Origin of the sequence: Limnohabitans sp. DM1, from assembly GCF_001269385.1 — a bacterium.
Classification (GTDB): Bacteria; Pseudomonadota; Gammaproteobacteria; order Burkholderiales; family Burkholderiaceae_C; genus Limnohabitans_A.
Window position 1 is genome coordinate 1 of record NZ_CXOO01000037.1, and the last position, 21,063, is coordinate 21,063.

Sequence of the window (21,063 nt, forward strand, 5' to 3'; positions counted from 1 at the left end):
CGAGACGGCGGCAAATGGCATCTGGCCAGACAGCATCAGAATGAAGGCTTCAAACAGCAAGGTGAAGCCATTAAGTCGCCCGGCAAAATCAGGCTCGACCAACCGCACCGAACCGTTGGGAAGTTTCACGCGAGGCGTGCGAACTTGCAGATGGCACTCGTGTTGAAAGAAGTTCAGGTGCCGATACGTCTTGGCCACCGTGTCGTGCACACCATGCAGCCCATCGTGACCCGAGACTGCAAAGCGACTGCCGACTTTGAAGTCAATCAATATCGTCAAGGTCTTGGCACCTTCGTCGAACTCAACCGAGGCAACGCACCACGGGTCAGTGATGCCCAGGGCAGATTCAAACAGCTTGGCAGTCATCAATTCACGCTCAAAAGTTGATCAATATGGCAGAAGCTTACCCACTCAAATTTCAAGAGAACCACAAAAGCCATTGGGCGAGAACACTCCGCAATCTGGGTTTGGCATACCACCAAATCGGCGACAACACGCAGGCTTTGGACTACGCCAAACACGCGCTGGACATCTATGCGCGTCTGGCCCAAGACAAGCCCAAGCGCTTTGAACCCGACTGGGCCATGTCGCTTAACGACTACGCAAATCTGTTATCAGACAAAGGCGACAACACGCAGGCTTTGGACTACTGCAAACAAGCGCTGAATATCCGTGAGCGTCTGGCCCAAGACAAGTCCGAGGACTTTGAATCCGACTGGGCCATGTCGCTTAACAACTACGCAAATCGTTTATCAGACAACGGCGACAGCACACAGGTTTTGGCCTGCGCCAAACAATCACTGGATATCTATGCGCGTTTGGCCCAAGACAAGCCCAAGCGCTTTGAACCCGACTGGGCCATATCGCTCAGCAACTACGCAATTCGTTTATCAGACAACGGCGACAGTACGCAGGCTTTGACCTGCGCCAAACAAGCACTGGATATCCGTGAGCGTCTGGCCCAAAACCAGCCCGAGCGCTTTGAACCCGGCTGGGCCATGTCGCTCAGCAACTACGCAAATGCGCTATCAGAGAACGGCGACAACGCGCAGGCTATAGACTTCGCCAAACAAGCGCTGGATATCTATGCGCGTCTGGCCCAAGACAAGCCCGAGCGCTTTGAACCCGGCTGGGCAGCGTCGCTCAACAATTACGCAACGTATTTATCAGATAACGGCGACAGCACGCAGGCTTTGGTCTACGCCAAAAAAGCGCTGGATATTTATGCACGTCTGGCTGAAAGCAACCCAAAAAAACGCACTGCAGATGCGGAGCGTAGCCAACTGAACGTTGCGATGTTGGCCTGGTTGATCACTGGGGCTGAGCTTGTCGTCAGTGCCGAAGCCGCCCCAGACAGCGCTTTGGACTATGACAGGCGACCTAACCGCTTTTACAGGCATGTGCTTTTAGCTTGGGCAGCAAACGACCCTGCCCATGCAGCAAACGCGCTGGAAAACGCGTGGCAGGCTTGGGGGGCGATGTCAAAAGCACAACAAAAAAATTGGGAAAACATCTTTCTGCTTGCGTGCGGCTTTGCCGCTGCACGCGCTGCTTTGCCGCCAGCGTTTGGCACTTGGCAAGTGCAGCTAACCCAGTTTAAAACCCGCCGAAAAGCTGGCTTGCCCCAGTGGATGGAAGAGATTGCGCGGCGCAAGGGTTTTGCTTTGGTTTGACAAATGGGCAGCCGCCAAGACTTCTAGCTTGGCGGCTTCTTACAGCTTGACAAGTGCAGACCACTGTAAGGTGCTGACCCGCACAGGTGCCTGCGGCGGCTCACGTAAGACCAAGATGCGCAAGCCGCTCATCGTGGCTAAGGCCGCAACCCCAGCATGATGCTGGACCAAGGCAGCGCATCGGCCAAGGCGAGCTGGCCGTGCGCACTGGCCGAACCCAGCACCAAGGCCCCATCAAATGAGCCAAAGGCCGAGCCCACGCCTTGGCGGGACCACTTCGAGGCCGATCGTCATGCCCACGGGTAGATGTCACCCAAGAAGAAACCCGTGGCACAGCAGCGGGAACACTTTGTAGATGCGGGCAATCCGCAGCGCCCACAGGAATTACGCCGAGCGTTTGGGCAGCACGAACACCTGCCTAAGCCACTACGCCCATGGCCTCCCTGCTGCGTGCACATGGTTGACCTTTGTCTGTTCCGAAACCGCATTCACTGTGCCCGCCACTTCGGTCAAAAAAAACGGCCCCGAAGGGCCGTTTTTCATTCAAGGAGCCGTGACCACTCAGGCGGTCACACCCTTGGCGTTCTCCACGTACTCTTCAATCTGGTTGAAGTTCAGGTACTTGTAGATCGCTGCGCCGTCCTTGTTCACGATGCCCATGGCTTCGTGGTATTCGGCCACGGTCGGGATGTGACCCAGCTTGGACGCGATCGCCGCCAATTCGGCCGAGGCCAAAAACACGTTGGTGTTTTTGCCCAAACGGTTGGGGAAGTTGCGGGTGCTGGTGGACACCACTGTGGCGCCTTCGCGCACCTGGGCTTGGTTGCCCATGCACAGCGAGCAGCCGGGCATTTCGGTGCGGGCACCGGCGGCGCCGAAGTTGGCATAGTGGCCTTCTTTGATCAGCTCGCTCTCGTCCATCTTGGTCGGTGGGGCGACCCACAGCTTGACGGGGATGTCGCGGCTGCCGCCGAGCAGCTTGGCCGCGGCGCGGAAGTGACCGATGTTGGTCATGCACGAACCGATGAACGCTTCGTCGATCTTGGTGCCGGCCACGTCGGACAAGAACTTGGCGTCGTCCGGGTCGTTGGGGCAGCACAGGATCGGCTCTTTGATCTCGTTCATGTCGATCTCGATGACGTGCGCGTATTCGGCGTCTTTGTCGGCTTCGAGCAGCTCGGGCGCGTCGAGCCAGGCCTGGACCTTCTCGATGCGGCGCTGCAGCGTGCGCTTGTCTTCGTAGCCGTTGGCGATCATGTTTTGCATGAGCACGATGTTGGACTTCAGGTACTCCTGAACCGGCTCTTTGTTGAGCTTGATCGTGCAACCCGCAGCCGAGCGCTCAGCAGACGCGTCGGACAATTCAAACGCTTGCTCGACCTTCAGGTTGGGCAGGCCTTCGATTTCCAGGATGCGGCCGGAGAACTCGTTGATCTTGCCGGACTTGGCCACGGTCAAGAGGCCCTTCTTGATGGCGTACAGCGGGATCGCGTGCACCAAATCGCGCAGGGTCACGCCGGGCTGCATTTCGCCTTTGAAGCGCACCAACACCGACTCGGGCATGTCCAGGGGCATCACACCCGTGGCGGCACCGAAGGCCACCAAACCGGAGCCAGCGGGGAAGGAAATGCCGATGGGGAAACGGGTGTGCGAGTCGCCACCGGTACCGACGGTGTCGGGCAACAACAGGCGGTTGAGCCAAGAGTGGATCACGCCGTCACCGGGACGCAGGGACACGCCGCCGCGGTTGCTGATGAAGGCCGGCAGTTCGCGGTGGGTCTTGACGTCCACAGCCTTAGGGTAAGCAGCGGTGTGGCAGAAGGACTGCATCACCATGTCGGCGCTGAAGCCCAAGCAGGCCAAGTCTTTCAACTCGTCGCGGGTCATCGGGCCGGTGGTGTCTTGCGAGCCCACAGTGGTCATCTTGGGTTCGCAATAAGTGCCGGGACGCACGCCCTGGCCTTCTGGCAAACCAACCGCACGGCCGACCATCTTCTGCGCCAGCGTGAAGCCGGCTTTGGTCGAAGCGGGCACGGAGGGCAAACGGAACACGGTGGACGCGGGCAAGCCCAAGAACTCGCGGGCCTTGGCGGTCAGGCTGCGGCCAATGATCAGGTTGATGCGGCCGCCGGCGCGCACTTCGTCAAAGAGCACATCGCTCTTGAGTTTGAACTCGGTGACAGTGGCACCGTTTTTCACGATCTTGCCGTCGTAGGGCAGGATGTCGATGACGTCGCCCATCTCCAGCTGGGACACGTCCACTTCGATCGGCAATGCGCCGGAGTCTTCTTGGGTGTTGAAGAAGATGGGGGCGATCTTGCCGCCCAAGGTCACGCCACCAAAACGCTTGTTGGGCACAAACGGGATGTCTTGGCCAGTGGCCCAGATCACGCTGTTGGTGGCCGACTTACGGCTGGAGCCGGTGCCGACCACGTCGCCCACGTAGGCGACCAAATGGCCTTTTTTCTTCAGGTCGTCGATGAACTGCATGGGGCCGCGCTTGCCGTCTTCTTCGGGCTTAAACGCCGCGCCAGGGCGTGTGTTCTTGAGCATGGCCAGGTAGTGCAACGGGATGTCGGGGCGGCTCCAGGCGTCGGGCGCGGGGGACAAGTCGTCTGTGTTGGTCTCGCCAGGCACCTTGAACACAGTGACGGTGATTTTTTTCTCAACTTCAGGACGGGTGGTGAACCACTCGGCCTCGGCCCAGCTTTGCATGACTTCCTTGGCCTTGGCGTTGCCGGCCTTGGCTTTTTCGGCAACGTCGTTGAAGAAGTCGAACATCAACAAAGTTTTCTTCAGGGCCTCAGCAGCCACACCAGCCACTTCGGCGCTGTCGAGCAACTCGATCAGGGGGTGCACGTTGTAGCCACCCACCATGGTGCCGAGCAGCTCTGTGGCCTTGGCTTTGGAGACCAAACCCACACTGATTTCGCCGTGGGCGACAGCTGCCAGGAAAGAGGCCTTGACCTTGGCCGCATCGTCCACGCCAGGTGGCACGCGGTGGGTCAGCAGGTCCATCAAAAAGGCGTCTTCGCCTGCGGGTGGGTTCTTGATCAACTCGATCAGTTCGGCCACTTGCTTGGCGTCCAGCGGCAGTGCTGGGATGCCGAGGGCAGCGCGTTCGGCTGCGTGTTCACGGTAGGCTTTCAACATGGTTTTTTTCTCCGGTCAAACAAAATAGGGATCAGTCATCGCCCCATGCCGGTCGTGTCGAACAGCTTGGGGGGTGGGTTGTGTTTCATGTCCTGCGCAAAGACAACTTGCTCGGGGTGTGCGCATTCATCGGCAATGCGTCGGCCTTTGTTCTGGTCCATCAGCATGGACTTGTTGGCCAGCTGAAGCCAGACGGCTCCGGCTTTTTTGTCTTCGAGGCGAATGGCCCCCGTGCTGGTGGCGACAGGGTGCATGCGGTAACGGAAACCTTTGCCGCGCAAATTGAAATAGCCCGGCTGCGAAGGATCAGCGTCCACACGAACCGTGGCGCCCAATTCGCAGGACAACTGGCCTTTGTGCACGCGATCTGCAATGGCCAGTTCTTCGGCGCCCATGGCTTGGTCACCTGAGGCCGTGCGCACGGTCTGGGCTGGAGATGCCGTCACGGCCGTCTGAGTTGGCACGGCGGGGGGACTGACAGTCGGTGCTAGGGGTGTTGCCGAGGTCAAACCGTGGGGCGCATGGACCGGCGCCGCGGAAGGCTTGGCCTGAGCACTGGCCAATGCCTGTTCATTGGCCAGGGCCTGAAGGCGGGCAGTGGCTTCGGCACTGGACATCGAGGATCCGTTCGGCGCGGTGCGGGCTTTGGTGCTTGACGGCTGGGCGTTTTTCGCAGGCGCTTGCGCCCATGCTGTGCCCGTCAAGCACACGCAGGTCAACACAATGGCTGTTTTGAACATGGGGAGCCCTTTCATGGAAGAAAGCACCATCATGAACCGCGCACGGTCGATTGACCAGATGCGGCAAAAAACGCCTGGATGAATGGGGGCAATGGACGGCCCGTTTGGTGGGCACGCTCCAGCAATTGCCAGAAAAAACGGTAGCTGGCCCGATCGTGCAACTGGCCCGCATGGCTGATAGGCGCCCAATCGGCGGCTTGGGCGACCTCCATGATCTCGCTGGCCTGGTCGATCTGCGCCTCGCTGGGGGCCATGGCCTCCAGGATGGGACGGATCTGGTCCGGGTGGATGCTCCACATGCGTGTGTAACCCAGTTCACAAGCGGCTTTCTTGGCAGCCATGCGCATGGCATCGGTGTTCTTGAATTCGGTCACCACGCAGTGCGAAGGCACCTTGCCATGCGCGTGGCAGGCACTGGCAATGTCGAGCTTGGCTCGAAGCACCAAGGGGTGCGTGAACTGGCCTTGGATGCCCATGCCCTCAGCGGGTATGGCCCCGCCATGGGCCGACACGAAGTCCATCAGGCCAAAACTGAGGGACTGCACGCGGGGGTGGGCAGCAATGTCAAATGCCCGGTGCACGGCAGCAGGTGATTCAATCAAAACATGCAGCGGCAGATGGCTTGCCCCTGCTTGCAACAGGGCCGCTTGCGCACGCTCAACATCGGCCACGGTTTCGACCTTGGGCACCATGATGTGCGACAGGCATGAACCGGCTTGGGCCGCAATCAGCGCCATATCGGCATCAAATGAGGGGTGATCGACTGGATGGACGCGCACGGCCACACGCACCCCGGGGTTGGCAGCCGTGGCGGCCAATGCCAGCTCGGTGACCAAGGCGGCATGCTCGGCTTCGCCACCCACGGGCGCACCATCTTCGCAATCCAGGGTGACATCAAAAACGCAAGCGCCGAACTCTTGCATCATGTCTGCCTGCAATTGCAGGCTTTTGCGCATCCTCGCCTCCACTCCGCTGTAATGGTCACAAACCGGCAGCTGAACGCTTCCGGCTTGTGCGCCCAACAGAACGTCGCGAGGATGGCTCACTTGGACTTCTCGGCCTGAAATCAGATCAGGTGAGCGACGCCAGCTTGCTCGTCGGTCAGCTCTTTCAGAGTCTTGTCGATGCAGCCCTGGCTGAACGCGTCGATGTCCAGACCTTCCACGACTTTGTATTCGCCGTTTTCGCAGGTGACGGGGAAGCCAAACATGACGTCTTTAGGAATGCCGTACCAGCCTTGCGACGGGATACCCATGGTGACCCACTTGCCGTTGGTGCCCAGGGCCCAGTCGCGCATGTGGTCGATGGCCGCGTTGGCAGCCGAAGCCGCCGAAGACAGGCCACGGGCTTCGATGATGGCTGCGCCGCGCTTGCCCACGGTGGGCAAGAACACGTTGGCATTCCATTCCTGGTCGTTGATCATGTCCTTGACCGATTCGCCGTTGATCGTGGAGAAACGGTAGTCGGCGTACATGGTGGGCGAGTGGTTGCCCCAGACGCACAGTTTTTCGATGTCGGCCACGGCTTTGCCAGTCTTGGCTGCGATTTGCGACAGGGCGCGGTTGTGGTCCAGACGCAGCATGGCGGTAAAGTTGCCGGGCTTCAAGTCCGGAGCGGCCTTCATGGCGATGTAAGCGTTGGTGTTGGCGGGGTTGCCCACGACCAGCACTTTCACGTCACGCGAAGCCACGGCGTTCAGGGCCTTGCCTTGAGCCGTGAAGATGGCGCCGTTGATGGCCAGCAACTCGGCACGTTCCATGCCGGGGCCGCGTGGGCGCGAACCCACCAGCAAAGCGTAGTCCACATCCTTGAAGGCGGTCATCGGGTCGCCATGGGCTTCCATGCCCACCAACAGCGGGAATGCGCAGTCTTCGAGTTCCATCATCACGCCCTTGAGGGCTTTTTGTGGGCCTTCGACAGGCACTTCGAGCAATTGCAGGATGACAGGCTGGTCTTTGCCCAGCATTTCGCCGGAGGCGATGCGGAACAACAATGCGTAACCGATTTGACCTGCTGCGCCGGTGACGGCAACGCGGACGGGCTTTTTGCTCATGGTGGAAAACTCCGAAGTGTTGAAAACAAGCGTTGCGGTCCGCTGCCAACATCCATGTCAGCAAGGCCGTCCGGCGCACCGGACCCGCGCTGGCGGTCTTTGTTCCAACAAAGCCGAAAGCGCAAGCAAACAACTTTCGAGTGTACCCGCGAAAACCCTGATCCGTCAATTTGTCTTATGTCTTATATAAGATATGATGACGCACCCGACATACACCTGACCGGCATGCCGGACAAACCATCAACACACCGTATCACCAACGTGACAGATTCCAACCTTCCTGCGGCAGACCTGCCCGCGCCCACTCCGGCGTTCAGTCCGCTCTACCAGCAGATCAAGGGCCTGATTCTGCAAAGCCTGCAAACAGGCGCATGGAAGCCTGGCGAGTCGATTCCCAGCGAAATGGAATTGGCAGCGCGCTACCGCGTGAGCCAGGGCACGGTACGAAAAGCCATTGACGAACTGGCGGGCGACAACCTGCTGGTGCGCAGACAAGGCAAAGGCACTTTTGTCGCCACCCATGCCGAGCAGCATGTGCAGTACCGCTTCCTCAAGCTCTTGCCTGACCAGGGGGGCGACCTCAATACCGAAGGCCCCGCACAGCGCGTGATCGTGGACTGCAAGCGGCTACGCGCCTCGGCCGAAATTGCCCGGGCGCTGGCTTTGAGGGCGGGTGACGCCGTCCTGCAGGTTCGTCGGGTGCTGTCTTTTGCAGGCGTGCCCACCATTTTGGAAGACCTGTGGCTGCCCGGTGGCCCCTTCAAAGGTCTGACTGCCGAGCGCCTGGCCGATTACCACGGCCCTATGTACGCCTTGTTTGAAACCGAATTTGGCGTGCGCATGGTCCGGGCTGACGAAAAAATCCGCGCCGTGCTGCCCGACGACGTCCAAAGTCAGCTGCTGGAAGTACCCGCCAGCACCCCACTTCTGAGCGTGGAGCGCATTGCCTACACCTACAACGACACGCCGATGGAGCTGCGCCGTGGCCTTTACCGGACAGACAGCCACCACTATCACAATGCCCTTAATTGACAAAAAAGCACGGTCAGACGTTTTTTCAATACTCGTCTGAAATGCTCATGTCAGTTTGTTGCGTTGCAATAGAATCCGACAGTTTGCCATCCAAAACTACAACCGAGTGACCACCCTGAAAGTGCCAATATGACTGAACTCGCCAGAAAGCGGCCTGAATTCCGCAACATCAACGCCCTGAAAGACTTGCCCACGTACCGCCTGCCGGCCGCTGGCATTGTCTCCATCCTGCACCGCATCAGCGGTTTCCTGATGTTCTTGCTCATGCCGTTGTTCATCTGGATATTTGACAACTCCATCACCTCCGAGATTTCCTTCGCCAAGCTCTCAGCCACTTTCGGCATCGGCATCGGCTTTGTGCCCGGCTGGTTCTTCAAGCTGTTGGCCTTAGCCCTGATCTGGGCCTATTTGCACCACTTCATCGCTGGCGTGCGCCACATCTACATGGACGCCTTCCATGCCGTGACCAAAGAATTCGGCAAGTCCTCTGCCGTGGCCACTTTGGTGCTGAGCCTGGGCTTGACCGCCGTGCTGGGTGCCAAGCTGTTTGGCCTGTACTAATTTCTCCGCCCCTCATTCAAAACAACAAGGAAACTGACCTATGTCGTCCGTGAATTACGGCTCCAAACGCATCGTGACCGGTGCAGGTTATGGCTTTCGCGACTGGCTGGCCCAACGTGTGACCGCCGTCCTGATGGCCCTCTTCACCGTGGTCTTGCTGGCCCAAGTGATCTTCACCTCCGGCCCCATCGGCTACGAAGAATGGGCTGGCATTTTTGCCTCGCAGTGGATGAAGGTCCTGACCTTCTCAGTCATCATTGCCTTGCTTTACCACGTCTGGGTGGGCATGCGTGACATCTGGATGGACTATGTCAAGCCCCTGGCCCTGCGCCTGGCCTTGCACGTCTTCACCCTCGTCTGGCTGGTCGGCTGTGCCGGCTGGGCTGTTCAGGCCCTGTGGCGCCTGTGATGCGTCAGCCCTCGCCTGTCATTGCGCTGAAACCACACCAACCAAGATAAACCATGAGCTATACCAAAGACAAAATCACCACCCGCAAGTTTGACGTTGTGATCGTCGGCGCCGGTGGTTCGGGCATGCGTGCCTCGCTGCAACTGGCCCGCGCCGGCCTCAATGTCGCCGTCCTGTCCAAAGTGTTCCCCACACGTTCACACACCGTGGCCGCCCAAGGCGGCATCGGTGCTTCGCTGGGCAACATGTCCGACGACAACTGGCACTACCACTTCTACGACACCATCAAGGGCTCCGACTGGCTCGGCGACCAGGATGCCATCGAATTCATGTGCCGTGAAGCGCCCAAGGTCGTGTACGACCTCGAGCACATGGGCATGCCGTTTGACCGCAACCCTGATGGCACGATTTACCAGCGTCCATTTGGCGGCCACACCGCCAACTACGGCGAAAAGCCCGTGCAACGCGCTTGCGCTGCGGCTGACCGTACCGGTCATGCCATGCTGCACACCCTGTACCAGCAAAACGTCGCCGCCAAAACCAGCTTCTTCGTGGAGTGGATGGCGCTCGATCTGATCCGCGACGTCGAAGGCGACGTGGTCGGCGTGACCGCACTTGAAATGGAAACCGGCGACCTGCACGTCTTGCATGCCAAGACCGTGCTGATGGCCACCGGTGGCGCAGGCCGCATTTATGCCGCATCCACCAACGCCTTCATCAATACCGGTGACGGCCTGGGCATGGCCGCTCGCGCCGGCATTCCTTTGGAAGACATGGAGTTCTGGCAATTCCACCCCACCGGCGTGGCCGGTGCTGGCGTGTTGTTGACCGAAGGCTGCCGTGGCGAAGGCGCGATCTTGCTCAACAGCAATGGCGAGCGCTTCATGGAGCGTTATGCGCCCACACTGAAAGACTTGGCCCCGCGTGACTTCGTGTCCCGCTGCATGGACCAGGAAATCAAGGAAGGCCGCGGCTGCGGTCCCAACAAGGACCATGTGCTGCTCAAACTGGACCACCTGGGGTCTGAGACCATCCATAAACGTCTGCCCTCGGTGTACGAAATCGGCGTCAACTTCGCCAACGTCGACATCACCAAAGAGCCGATCCCGGTGGTGCCCACCATCCACTACCAGATGGGCGGCATCCCCACCAACATCAACGGCCAGGTCGTGACGCAAAACGCCACCGACCACAACGCCGTGGTCAACGGTTTGTATGCCGTGGGCGAATGCTCTTGCGTGTCGGTGCACGGCGCCAACCGCCTGGGCACCAACTCGCTGCTCGACTTGTTGGTGTTCGGCCGCGCGGCTGGCAACCACATCGTCGACTTCGCCTCCAAAACCAAGTCGCACAAGCCTTTGCCCGCTGATGCCGCAGACTACACCTTGAGCCGCCTGAACAAGCTCGAAGGCCGTGGCGGCGAATACGCCCAGGACGTGGCCAACGACATGCGCGCCGCCATGCAGCAACACGCTGGCGTGTTCCGCACCCAAGCCTCTATGGACGAAGGCGTGCAAAAGATCGCTGCCATCCGCGAGCGCGTCAACGCGATCGGTCTGAAGGACACCTCCAAAGTGTTCAACACCGCCCGCATCGAAGCCCTGGAAGTGGACAACCTGATCGAGAGCGCACAAGCCACCATGGTGTCTGCCGCTGCCCGCCGCGAGTGCCGTGGTGCCCACACCGTGAGCGACTACGAGCGCCCCGTGGACGACGCCGTGGCCCCATTGGGCCGCGACGACGCCAACTGGATGAAGCACACCCTGTGGCACAGCGCCGACAACAGCCTGACCTACAAGCCGGTCAAGCTCAAGCCCCTGACTGTGGACTCCGTGCCACCCAAGGTTCGCACCTTCTAAAGATTGTTCGGACCGCGCACCCAAGGTGCCGGTCCACCACCCGAATACACCAGGAGTTCTTTCATGACCCTACGCACTTTCCAGATCTACCGCTACGACCCCGACAAGGACGCCAAGCCCTACATGCAAACCATCCAGGTCGAACTGGACGGCAATGAACGCATGCTGCTCGACGCCCTGATGAAACTCAAGGCAGTGGACCCCAGCATTTCCTTCCGCCGCTCCTGCCGCGAAGGCGTGTGCGGTTCGGACGCGATGAACATCAACGGCAAAAACGGCCTGGCGTGTCTCACCAACATGAACACCCTGCCCGACAACATCGTTCTCAAGCCCCTGCCCGGCCTGCCCGTGATCCGCGACGTGATCGTGGACATGACCCAGTTTTTCAAGCAGTACCACTCGATCAAGCCCTACCTGATCAACAGCACCATCCCGCCCGAGACCGAGCGCCTGCAAAGCCCGGAAGAGCGTGACGAGCTCAACGGTTTGTACGAGTGCATCTTGTGCGCCAGCTGCTCGACCAGCTGCCCCAGCTTCTGGTGGAACCCTGACAAGTTCGTGGGTCCCGCTGGCTTGCTGCAGGCTTACCGCTTCATCGCCGACAGCCGCGACGAAGCCACCGCCGAGCGCCTGGACAACCTGGAAGACCCTTACCGTTTGTTCCGCTGCCACACCATCATGAACTGCGTCGATGTCTGCCCCAAGGGTCTGAACCCCACCAAGGCGATTGGCAAGATCAAAGAGATGATGGTTCGCCGCGCCGTCTGATGACTGTCACCCCTATCCTGGAAGATGCGTCGCTGGTTGGTGCTGACCGACTCGCCCCGTTGAGCGAGCGGTCGCTGAGCAAGCTGCGCTGGCGCAGCCGACGCGGCTTGCTCGAGAACGATTTGTTCATCGAGCGCTTTTTCAACCGCCACGCCACTGCGCTGACGGTTGGCCAGGCCCGGGGCATGTATGTGCTGATGGACCTGTCTGACAACGATCTCATGGACTTGCTGCTGCGCCGCTCGGAACTGCAGACCGAGATCAGCACCGAAGAGGTGCGCGAAGTCCTGGACATGCTGAGAGCGTGAACCGAACTGGTTCTCACCTGGAAATTTAGAGGAAACCCACCATGAAACTCGCCGATAACAAAGCCACCCTGTCGTTCTCCAATGGCAGCCCCAGCATCGAGATGCCCGTGTACTCCGGCAACATCGGTCCAGACGTGATCGACATCCGCAAGCTCTACGCTCAAAGCGGCATGTTCACCTACGACCCGGGTTTCCTGTCCACGGCTTCGTGCCAGTCGGCCATCACCTACATCGACGGCGACAAGGGCGAGCTGCTGTACCGCGGCTACCCTATTGAGCAGCTGGCCAACAAGGCCGACTACTTGGACACCTGCTACCTGCTCCTGAACGGCGAACTGCCCGTCGGCCAGCAAAGCAAAGACTTCCACAAGCTGGTCAACCAGCACACCATGGTCAACGAGCAGATGCAGTTTTTCCTGCGTGGCTTCCGCCGTGACGCGCACCCCATGGCCGTGTTGACCGGTCTGGTGGGCGCTTTGTCGGCCTTCTACCATGACAGCACCGACATCAATAACCCCGAGCACCGCCACATCGCCGCGATCCGATTGATTGCCAAGATGCCCACCCTGGTGGCCATGGCCTACAAATACGGCGTGGGCCAGCCTTACATGTACCCCCGCAACGACTTGTCGTATGCCGGTAACTTCCTGCGCATGATGTTCGGCACACCTTGCGAAGAGTACAAGGTCAACCCCGTGCTTGAACGCGCCATGGACCGCATCTTCACACTGCACGCTGACCACGAGCAGAATGCTTCGACCTCCACCGTGCGCCTGTGCGGCTCGTCCGGCACCAACCCCTTCGCAGCCATTGCTGCGGGCGTGGCCTGCTTGTGGGGCCCTGCCCACGGCGGCGCCAACGAAGCCTGCCTGAACATGCTCGAAGACATCCAGAAAATGGGCGGCGTGTCCAAAGTTGGCGAGTTCATGAACCAGGTCAAAGACAAGAATTCCGGCGTCAAGCTGATGGGCTTCGGTCACCGCGTGTACAAAAACTACGACCCGCGCGCCAAGTTGATGCAAGAGACTTGCGACGAAGTGCTCAAAGAGCTTGGCCTGGAAAACGACCCCCTGTTCAAGCTGGCCAAAGAACTGGAAAAGATCGCCCTGGAAGACGAATACTTCGTCAGCCGCAAGCTCTACCCGAACGTGGACTTCTACTCCGGCATCGTGCAACGCGCCATCGGCATTCCCGTGAACCTGTTCACCGGCGTGTTCGCCCTGGCCCGCACCGTCGGCTGGATCGCACAATTGAACGAAATGATCAGCGACCCCGAATACAAAATCGGCCGCCCACGTCAGTTGTTCACCGGCTCCCCACGCCGCGACGTGCAGCGTTGATCGGTTGACACCCCCATGAAAAAACCCGCTTCTTGCGGGTTTTTTCATGGGTCAAATTATCGGGGTCTTCGACCACCAAGCTGCGAAAAACCACCCATCCCCTTGCAGGCATACTCGCAGAGCCAAACGATTCTCAGCCGACCTTGTCCAGCGCCAGCAGGCGCACCGCATTGCCCTGAAGGCTGCCAAGCATCACCTCTATGCGGAACCCAGCGACTTCAAATCACCCACCCCTCAGGCGTGAAGAGTGGGTGATCGCTGCCACAACAAACATCACCAGCCAGACCACAACGCCGGTTTAGACCACCGCCTATCGCCCTCCCATCGCAGCGCCCCGAGGACGTGACTTCTGTAAAGGGCTGGGCATACGCCTTGTGTAGACAAGGCGTCTAGGGAAAACACCAAGCAGTAAATCGTCATGCTCTGATCACAATATGGTTATGAGTAATAACCTTCTTGACCCATGGGTCAAGTCTGCAGAAAGCCCCTTGCAATGACACACAACAGTCACCCGATCCTCGAACGCGCAGCCGCCAACGGTGTTGCGCTGGACATGAAAGGGTCCGTCGCGGTGGTGCGCCTGTCCCGCTCTGCCAAGCGCAACGCCCTGAACGACGCCCTGATCGAAGCCCTGCGTGATGTGTTTCAAAACCTGCCGCCAGAAGCGGGAGCCGCCGTTATCCATGGCGAGGGCGACCACTTTTGTGCCGGTCTGGATTTGTCTGAATTGAAAGAGCGCGATGCGGGCGAAGGCATTCACCACTCACGCAGCTGGCATGTGGCCTTGAACGCCGTTGAGCAAGGCCGGGTGCCCGTGGTGGCCGCTTTGCATGGTGCTGTGGTGGGCGGTGGCCTGGAGCTGGCCAGCGCCAGCCACATCCGCGTGGCCGACGAGAGCACTTTTTACGCCCTGCCCGAAGGCACACGCGGCATTTTTGTGGGTGGCGGCGGCTCGGTGCGCGTGCCCAAACTGATCGGCACAGCGCGCATGATCGACATGATGCTCACGGGCCGTGTGTACGACGCGCAAGAAGGCGAGCGTGTGGGCTTTGCCCAATACCTGGTGCCCACCGGCACGGCTTTGACCAAGGCCATCGAACTGGCCACCCGCATTGCCACCAACGCGCCACTGACCAACTTTGCCCTCACCCACGCCATGCCGCGCATTGCCGAGCAACCGGCTGACCATGGCCTGTTCACCGAAACCCTGATGGCCTCGATCGCCCAAGCTGCCCCCGAAGCCAAAGCCCGTGTGCGCGCCTTCCTCGAAGGCAAGGCGGCCAAAGTGCAGAAGGGTTGAGCGTTAGGCGTTGAGCGTTGAGCGTTGAGCGTTGAGCGTTGAGCGTTGAGCGATGCGCAAACTCTGAAACTTAAATCCCGAACCCAACACGCTGAACGCAAAACGCTGAACGCTGAACGCCAAACGCCAAACGCCGAAACCGGAGACCCCATGACCGCCCCCCAATTTCGCCCGCTCAAATTTGGCGTGACCCGTGTCAGCCTGCGCGACGGCACGCCCGGCACGCGCTACCTGCAAGCCGACCAGGCGCTGCAGGCTTTTCCGGATCGACTGACCGACCGTCTGCAGCACTGGGCGCACCACAAGCCCGAGCAGACCTTCATGGCCCGGCGCGAAAAAAATGCCGATGGCACGCTGGGCAACTGGAAGCACATCACTTATGCGCAAGCCTGGCAAACCGCACGCAGCATCGCGCAAAGCGTGCTCGACCGGGGCCTGAGTGCTGAGCGCCCGGTGGTGATCCTGAGTGAAAACAGTCTGGAGCACGCCTTGCTGGCCCTGGGCTGCCTGATCGCGGGTGTGCCCTTTGTGCCCACCTCGCCGCCCTACTCACTGGTCAGCGTGGACTACGACAAGCTCAAGCATGTGCTGCGCACCGTCACGCCCGGCCTGGTGTTCGCCTCGGACGCCCGCTACGCCAAAGCCATCGCCGCCACCGTCAGTAACGACATGGAAGTGGTGATATGCGAAGGCCAAGTGCCCGGTCGCACGGTCACGGCTTTTGACAGCTTGTGCGCCACCGCAGCCACACCCGCAGTCGATGCGGCCATGGCCGCCACCGGCCCCGACACGATTGCCAAGTTTTTGTTCACCAGCGGCTCCACCAAAATGCCCAAGGCGGTCATCAACACCAACCGCCTGTGGTGCGCCAACCAGCAACAAATGGCGCAGTCCATGCCCGTGCTGGCCGAGCGTGAGCTGGTGCTGGTGGACTGGCTGCCGTGGAACCACACCTTTGGCGGCAACCACAACTTTGGCATGACGGTGTTCCACGGCGGCACGCTCTACATCGACGACGGCAAGCCCACGCCCGCCTTGATGCACGAGACCTTGCGCAACCTGCGCGAAATCGCGCCCACCGTCTACTTCAACGTGCCCACCGGTTTTGAAGCGATTGCCCACGCCATGCAAACCGACGACCAGCTGCGCAAAACGCTGCTGTCGCGGGTGCAGATGTTCTTTTACGCCGGGGCCGCTTTGGCCCAGCCCATCTGGGACAGCCTGTATGCCAGCCAGGAGCGTGAAGTGGGCGAGCGCATCGTCATGGGCACGGGCTTAGGGATGACCGAGTCCGGCCCGTTTGGCATCTTCGTGACCAACCCCTTTGTGCAAGCCGGTGACTTGGGCGTGCCCACGCCCGGCCTGGAACTCAAGCTGGTGGACACCGACGGCAAAACCGAGGTGCGCTACCGGGGCCCGAACATCACGCCCGGCTATTGGCGCGCGCCGCAGGAAACCACCGAGGCCTTTGATGAAGAAGGTTTCTTCAAAACAGGCGATGCGGTCAAGTGGATCGACGAAACCGATGTGCACCTGGGCCTGAAGTTTGATGGCCGCATTGCCGAGGACTTCAAGCTGGCCACCGGCACCTTTGTGAGCGTGGGACCGCTGCGCGCCAAGATCATCTTGGCAGGGGCGCCTTACATCCAGGACGCTGTGCTGACCGGCATCAACCTCAAAGAGGTTGGCGCCATGATTTTCCCGACCCCGGCGGTGCGCGCCTTGAGCGGCCTGCCTGCTGATGCGCCGCTGGCCGAAGTGCTGGCCTCGGCACCGGTACTGGCCAAGTTTCAGGACGTCGTCAACACCCTGGCCCAAACCGCCACCGGCAGCGCCAACCGCATTGCCCGCCTGTGTCTTTTGAGCGAGCCGCCCACCATCGACAAGGGGGAGATCACCGACAAGGGCTCGATCAACCAGCGCTCGGTGCTGGCCCACCGTGCGGGCACTGTGGCCGCGCTGCACGAAGGCACTTTGCCCAACATCCTTCAACCCCAATGAGGGCAACGCATTGGATCTGCGAACCTTGTAGGAGCGGCCTCTGGCCGCGATCCGCCCACCAAGTCACACAGACATCAGCGACACCCAACCCCATCGCGGTCAGAGACCGTTCACACAAAAAATCGAAAGAACAGACATGAGCTCCAAAGGATTTTTCAACGCGTTTGCCGATGTGTGGATGCACGAAGGCGTGCGCACGCCCATGGTCGATTACTGCGGCGCGTTGGGCCACATCTCGCCCACCGACCTGGGCATCAAGGCCGCACGCGAAGCTTTGAAGCGCTCTGGCATCGCCGCCAGCGAGATCGGCTCGGTCATCACCGGCAACATGGCTCCGGGCGACTTTGATCAGTTTGTGCTGCCGCGCCACATTGGCCTGTACGCAGGCGTGCCGCAAGAGGTGCCCGCCATCATGGTGCAGCGCATTTGCGGCACCGGTTTTGAGTTGTTTCGCCAAGCGGGCGAGCAGATCGAAGCGGGCGTGTGCGAGGCCGCGCTGGTGGTCGGCACCGAGAGCATGACGCGCAACCCGATTGCCGCCTTTGACCACCGCACCGGCTTCAAGCTGGGTGCGCCTGTGGGCTTCAAGGACTTCATGTGGGAAGCCCTGAAAGACCCGGCCGCAGGCATCAACATGATCCAGACCGCCGAGAACCTGGCCAAAAAATACAACATCACCCGCGAAGAGGTGGACCAGTTTGCCTCCGACTCGTTCGCCAAAGCCGTGGCCGCGCAAGCCGCTGGTTTTCATGCGGGCGAGATCGTGCCGGTGGTCACCGAAAAATTCGAGCTGGAAGGCTACGTCTCGCGCGGCATCAAACTGCAAGGCAAAGTGACCGAGGTCAGCGCCGACACCCACCCACGCATCTCGCCCGCCGAGGTGCTGGGCAAACTCAGGCCTGTGTACGAAGGCGGCGTGCAAACCGGTGGCAACAGCTCGGCCCTGGTCGATGCGGCGGCGGCTTGTGTGGTCACGTCGGGCACCTATGCCAAAGCCAACGGCAAAAAGCCGCTGGCCCGCGTGGTCGCTGCTGCGGCTGTGGGCGTGCCGCCCGAGATCATGGGCATTGGCCCCGCGCCTGCGATCCGCTTGCTGCTCGAGCGCACGGGCCTGAAACTGTCCGACATTGGCCGCTTTGAAATCAACGAAGCGCAAGGCGCGCAAACCCTGGCGGTGGCCAAAGAGTTGGGCCTGGACATGTCCAAGCTCAACGTCAACGGCGGCGCGATCGCGCTGGGCCACCCCCTGGCCGCAACCGGCGTGCGCCTGACCATCACGCTGGCGCGTGAGTTGCAGCGCAGCGGTTTGCGCTACGGCATCTCCAGCGCCTGCGTGGGCGGCGGGCAAGGCATTGCGCTCTTGATCGAGAACCCCGAGGCAGCATGACCCCCCTGTAGGAGCCCTTGTGGGAGCCCACCCTGTGGGCGATCTCCTGCAAAAACAAAACGACATCAAAAGGAACTGACATGAACATTCAAGGACAAGCCGCATTGGTCACCGGCGGTGGCTCAGGCCTCGGTGAAGCCACAGCCCGCGAACTGGCCCGCCTGGGTGCCAAGGTCGCGGTGCTCGACCTCAACATGGCCAACGCCGAGCGCGTGGCAGCCGACATCGGCGGCGTGGCCGTCCACTGCAACGTGTCTGACCCAGACAGCATGGCCCAGGCCATCGAGACTGCCGCCGCAGCCCACGGCCCCGCCCGTATCTTGATGCAGATCGCCGGCATTGGCACCGCCAAGCGCGTGGTCGGCAAAGACGGCAAAGCCGCGCCGCTGGACGAGTTCGCCAAGGTCATCAATGTCAACCTGATCGGCACCTACAACGCGGCGCGTTTGTTTGCCGAGGCCTGCAGCAAGCTGGACCCCATGGAAGACGGTGCCCGTGGCGTGATGGTCTTCACCGCATCGGTTGCCGCCTTTGACGGGCAAGTGGGCCAGCAGGCCTACAGCGCTTCCAAGGCCGGTGTGGTGGGCATGACGCTGCCCATGGCCCGCGATTTGGCGCAACACGGCATCCGCGTGTGCACCATCGCGCCGGGCCTGTTCAAGACCCCTTTGTTGGCCAGCTTGCCCGAACCGATCCAGCAATCGCTGGCATCCAGCATCCCCTTCCCCGCCCGCTTGGGCAAGCCCAGCGAATTTGCCGAACTGGCCTGCCACATCGTGCACAACGACCACCTGAACGGCGAAGTCATTCGCCTCGATGGCGCCTTGCGCATGGCACCGCGCTGACGCCCGTTGAGCGTTTGGCGTTCAGCGTTGAGCGTGAAAAACCGCCCAACGCCCAACGCCCAACGCTCAACGCTCAACGCCCAACGCCCAACGCTCAACGCTCAACGCCCAACGCCCACCCCTCAACGCTTAACGAAATAACCCATGAAAACCGTCATCTACGAAGTTCAAGTGGTGTTCGGTGACTGCGACCCCGCGGGCATCGTCTTTTTCCCTAATTTCTCCAAATGGATGGACGCGTCATCGCTGAACTTCTTCATGAAATGCGGCATTCCACCCTGGCGCGAGTTGGTCAAGACGCGCGGCATCATCGGCACGCCCCTCTTGGAGATCAACACCAAATTCATCCGCCCCGCCACCTATGGCGAAACACTGCAGGTGCACACCAGCGTGCAGGAGTGGCGCGAGAAAGTGTTTGTGCACAAACATGTGGTGATGCGTGGCGACACCGTGCTGTGCGAGGGCACCGAGGTGCGCGCCTTTTGCATCAAGCACCCCGAAGACCCGGACCGCATCAAAGCCATTGCCGTGCCCGAAGACATCAAAGCCTTGTGCAGCTGATGGGATCGATTCCCCTCTTTCCCCCAACCTGAATTTTCATCCACCCTTTCGAGGAGACAAGCATGAGCAACCGTCGCGAATTCATCCAATCCACCCTCGGTGCCGCCATTTTGGGCAGCACCGCGTTCCAGCAAGCTTGGGCGCAAAGCGGCCTGCCGATCGAGCAAGTCAAAGTGCTCTACGGCTTCCCACCCGGCAGCTCCGGCGACATCTGCGCTCGCCGTGTGGCCGAGAAGTTTGGCGGCACGCCCTACAGCAAGAATTCCGGCATCATCGACAGCCGCCCCGGCGCAGGCGGCCAGATTGCCCTGAACCTGCTGAAAAGCGCTCCGGCCGACGGCTCGGTGCTGGCCATGACCCCGTTCTCGGCCATCTCGCTTTACCCGCACATCTTTAAAAACCTGCAGTACAAGCCTTTTGAGGACTTCACGCCCGTGGGCACCGCCTCCATGATTCACCACGGTTTTGCCGTCGGCCCCATGGTGCCAGCCAGTGTGAAAAACGTGAAAGACTTCATCGCATGGGCCAAGGCCAACCCCGCACAAGCGAGCTACGGCTCGCCCGCTGCAGGCTCCACGCCCCACTTTGTTGGCGCTTTGCTCGGCCTGAACCAGAATTTCGAGTTCAAGCATGTGCCTTACCGTGGCTCGGTGCCCGGCGTGACCGATGTGGTCGGCGGCCAAATCGCCTGCATGTTCACACCGCACGGCGACTTCATTGCCAACCACAAAGCCGGCAAGATGCGCATCCTGGCCACATCGGGCAAAACCCGTTCGCCTTTTGTGCCCGACGTGGCCACCTTTGCCGAGCAAGGCTTTCCTGAATTGACCGTGGAAGAGTGGTTCGGCTTTTATGCCCCCGCCAAAACCCCGGCCAACGTAGTGCAAGCGGCCAATGCGGCGATCAATGCCGCCCTCAAAGACAAAGGCGTGCAAGACGCTTTGACCGTGGTGGGCCTGATTCCTTTTGGCGGCACGGTTGCGGACCAACTCAAGAGCTCGCAAGTTGAACTCGAGCGTTGGGGTCCGCTGATCAAGCGCATCGGCTTCAGCGTCGATTCTTGATTGGACCGA

General features: G+C 60.5%; 18 protein-coding genes and 1 pseudogene. 14 read left to right on the top strand and 5 right to left on the bottom strand.

Translation table 11 applies throughout. The features are described 5' to 3' along the window. Window positions 1–366: pseudogene (locus tag AMM33_RS14610) on the bottom strand (ISL3 family transposase); the annotation flags it as partial. A gap of 26 nt (window positions 367–392) precedes the next feature. Here AMM33_RS14610 and AMM33_RS14615 point away from each other — a divergent pair. Continuing rightward, complete coding sequence (locus AMM33_RS14615) at window positions 393–1,673, top strand: tetratricopeptide repeat protein (RefSeq protein WP_090142041.1); 1,281 nt, start codon at window positions 393–395, stop codon at window positions 1,671–1,673. A 561-nt stretch (window positions 1,674–2,234) separates the two neighbouring features. Here the strand turns inward: AMM33_RS14615 and acnB are convergent. From acnB to AMM33_RS14635, 4 genes are all read right to left on the bottom strand, one after another. Next, window positions 2,235–4,826 carry a bifunctional aconitate hydratase 2/2-methylisocitrate dehydratase gene (gene acnB, locus AMM33_RS14620; RefSeq protein ID WP_090142042.1) on the bottom strand — a complete coding sequence of 864 codons (2,592 nt, stop codon included), beginning with the start codon at window positions 4,824–4,826 and terminating at the stop codon, window positions 2,235–2,237. 35 nt (window positions 4,827–4,861) lie between these two features. Next, window positions 4,862–5,581 (bottom strand): hypothetical protein, encoded by a 720-nt coding sequence (locus tag AMM33_RS14625; RefSeq protein WP_228768151.1) that lies wholly within the window; start codon window positions 5,579–5,581, stop codon window positions 4,862–4,864. Window positions 5,582–5,595: 14 nt separating this feature from the next. Then, a complete protein-coding gene (locus AMM33_RS14630) occupies window positions 5,596–6,522 on the bottom strand; it encodes an HpcH/HpaI aldolase/citrate lyase family protein (protein WP_228768152.1) in 927 nt (308 codons plus the stop codon). 110 nt (window positions 6,523–6,632) lie between these two features. Further along, window positions 6,633–7,619 (bottom strand): malate dehydrogenase, encoded by a 987-nt coding sequence (locus AMM33_RS14635; RefSeq protein WP_090142044.1) that lies wholly within the window; start codon window positions 7,617–7,619, stop codon window positions 6,633–6,635. Between the two features lie 225 nt (window positions 7,620–7,844). Between AMM33_RS14635 and AMM33_RS14640 the strand changes: the two genes are divergently transcribed. From AMM33_RS14640 to AMM33_RS14700, 13 genes are all read left to right on the top strand, one after another. Further along, window positions 7,845–8,651, top strand: a complete 807-nt coding sequence (locus AMM33_RS14640) for a GntR family transcriptional regulator (protein WP_090142045.1) — start codon at window positions 7,845–7,847, stop codon at window positions 8,649–8,651. Between the two features lie 129 nt (window positions 8,652–8,780). Then, the gene (sdhC, locus tag AMM33_RS14645; protein WP_090142046.1) at window positions 8,781–9,212 is read left to right on the top strand and encodes a succinate dehydrogenase, cytochrome b556 subunit; all 432 of its coding nucleotides are present in this window, start codon (window positions 8,781–8,783) and stop codon (window positions 9,210–9,212) included. Window positions 9,213–9,252: 40 nt separating this feature from the next. After that, window positions 9,253–9,621 (top strand): succinate dehydrogenase, hydrophobic membrane anchor protein, encoded by a 369-nt coding sequence (sdhD, locus tag AMM33_RS14650; RefSeq protein ID WP_090142047.1) that lies wholly within the window; start codon window positions 9,253–9,255, stop codon window positions 9,619–9,621. 53 nt (window positions 9,622–9,674) lie between these two features. Next, complete coding sequence (gene sdhA / locus AMM33_RS14655) at window positions 9,675–11,480, top strand: succinate dehydrogenase flavoprotein subunit (protein ID WP_090142048.1); 1,806 nt, start codon at window positions 9,675–9,677, stop codon at window positions 11,478–11,480. Window positions 11,481–11,543: 63 nt separating this feature from the next. Next, a complete protein-coding gene (locus tag AMM33_RS14660; protein WP_090142049.1) occupies window positions 11,544–12,248 on the top strand; it encodes a succinate dehydrogenase iron-sulfur subunit in 705 nt (234 codons plus the stop codon). Beyond that, window positions 12,248–12,556, top strand: coding sequence for an FAD assembly factor SdhE (locus tag AMM33_RS14665; RefSeq protein WP_090142050.1), 309 nt, complete (start codon window positions 12,248–12,250; stop codon window positions 12,554–12,556). Before AMM33_RS14660 ends, AMM33_RS14665 begins: the two co-directional genes overlap by 1 nt. Before the next feature lie 41 nt (window positions 12,557–12,597). Beyond that, window positions 12,598–13,896: a citrate synthase gene (locus AMM33_RS14670; RefSeq protein WP_090142051.1), complete on the top strand. Its 1,299-nt coding sequence runs from the start codon at window positions 12,598–12,600 to the stop codon at window positions 13,894–13,896. Between the two features lie 553 nt (window positions 13,897–14,449). Next, complete coding sequence (locus AMM33_RS14675) at window positions 14,450–15,196, top strand: crotonase/enoyl-CoA hydratase family protein (protein WP_369802450.1); 747 nt, start codon at window positions 14,450–14,452, stop codon at window positions 15,194–15,196. Window positions 15,197–15,346: 150 nt separating this feature from the next. Then, a complete protein-coding gene (locus tag AMM33_RS14680) occupies window positions 15,347–17,197 on the top strand; it encodes a feruloyl-CoA synthase (RefSeq protein ID WP_090142126.1) in 1,851 nt (616 codons plus the stop codon). A 136-nt stretch (window positions 17,198–17,333) separates the two neighbouring features. Next, window positions 17,334–18,584, top strand: coding sequence for a thiolase family protein (locus AMM33_RS14685; protein WP_090142053.1), 1,251 nt, complete (start codon window positions 17,334–17,336; stop codon window positions 18,582–18,584). An 80-nt stretch (window positions 18,585–18,664) separates the two neighbouring features. Further along, a complete protein-coding gene (locus AMM33_RS14690) occupies window positions 18,665–19,429 on the top strand; it encodes an SDR family NAD(P)-dependent oxidoreductase (RefSeq protein WP_090142054.1) in 765 nt (254 codons plus the stop codon). A gap of 144 nt (window positions 19,430–19,573) precedes the next feature. After that, window positions 19,574–19,990, top strand: coding sequence for an acyl-CoA thioesterase (locus tag AMM33_RS14695; protein ID WP_090142055.1), 417 nt, complete (start codon window positions 19,574–19,576; stop codon window positions 19,988–19,990). A 62-nt stretch (window positions 19,991–20,052) separates the two neighbouring features. Continuing rightward, window positions 20,053–21,054 (top strand): tripartite tricarboxylate transporter substrate-binding protein, encoded by a 1,002-nt coding sequence (locus AMM33_RS14700; protein WP_090142056.1) that lies wholly within the window; start codon window positions 20,053–20,055, stop codon window positions 21,052–21,054. The last annotated feature ends 9 nt before the right edge of the window (window positions 21,055–21,063 follow it).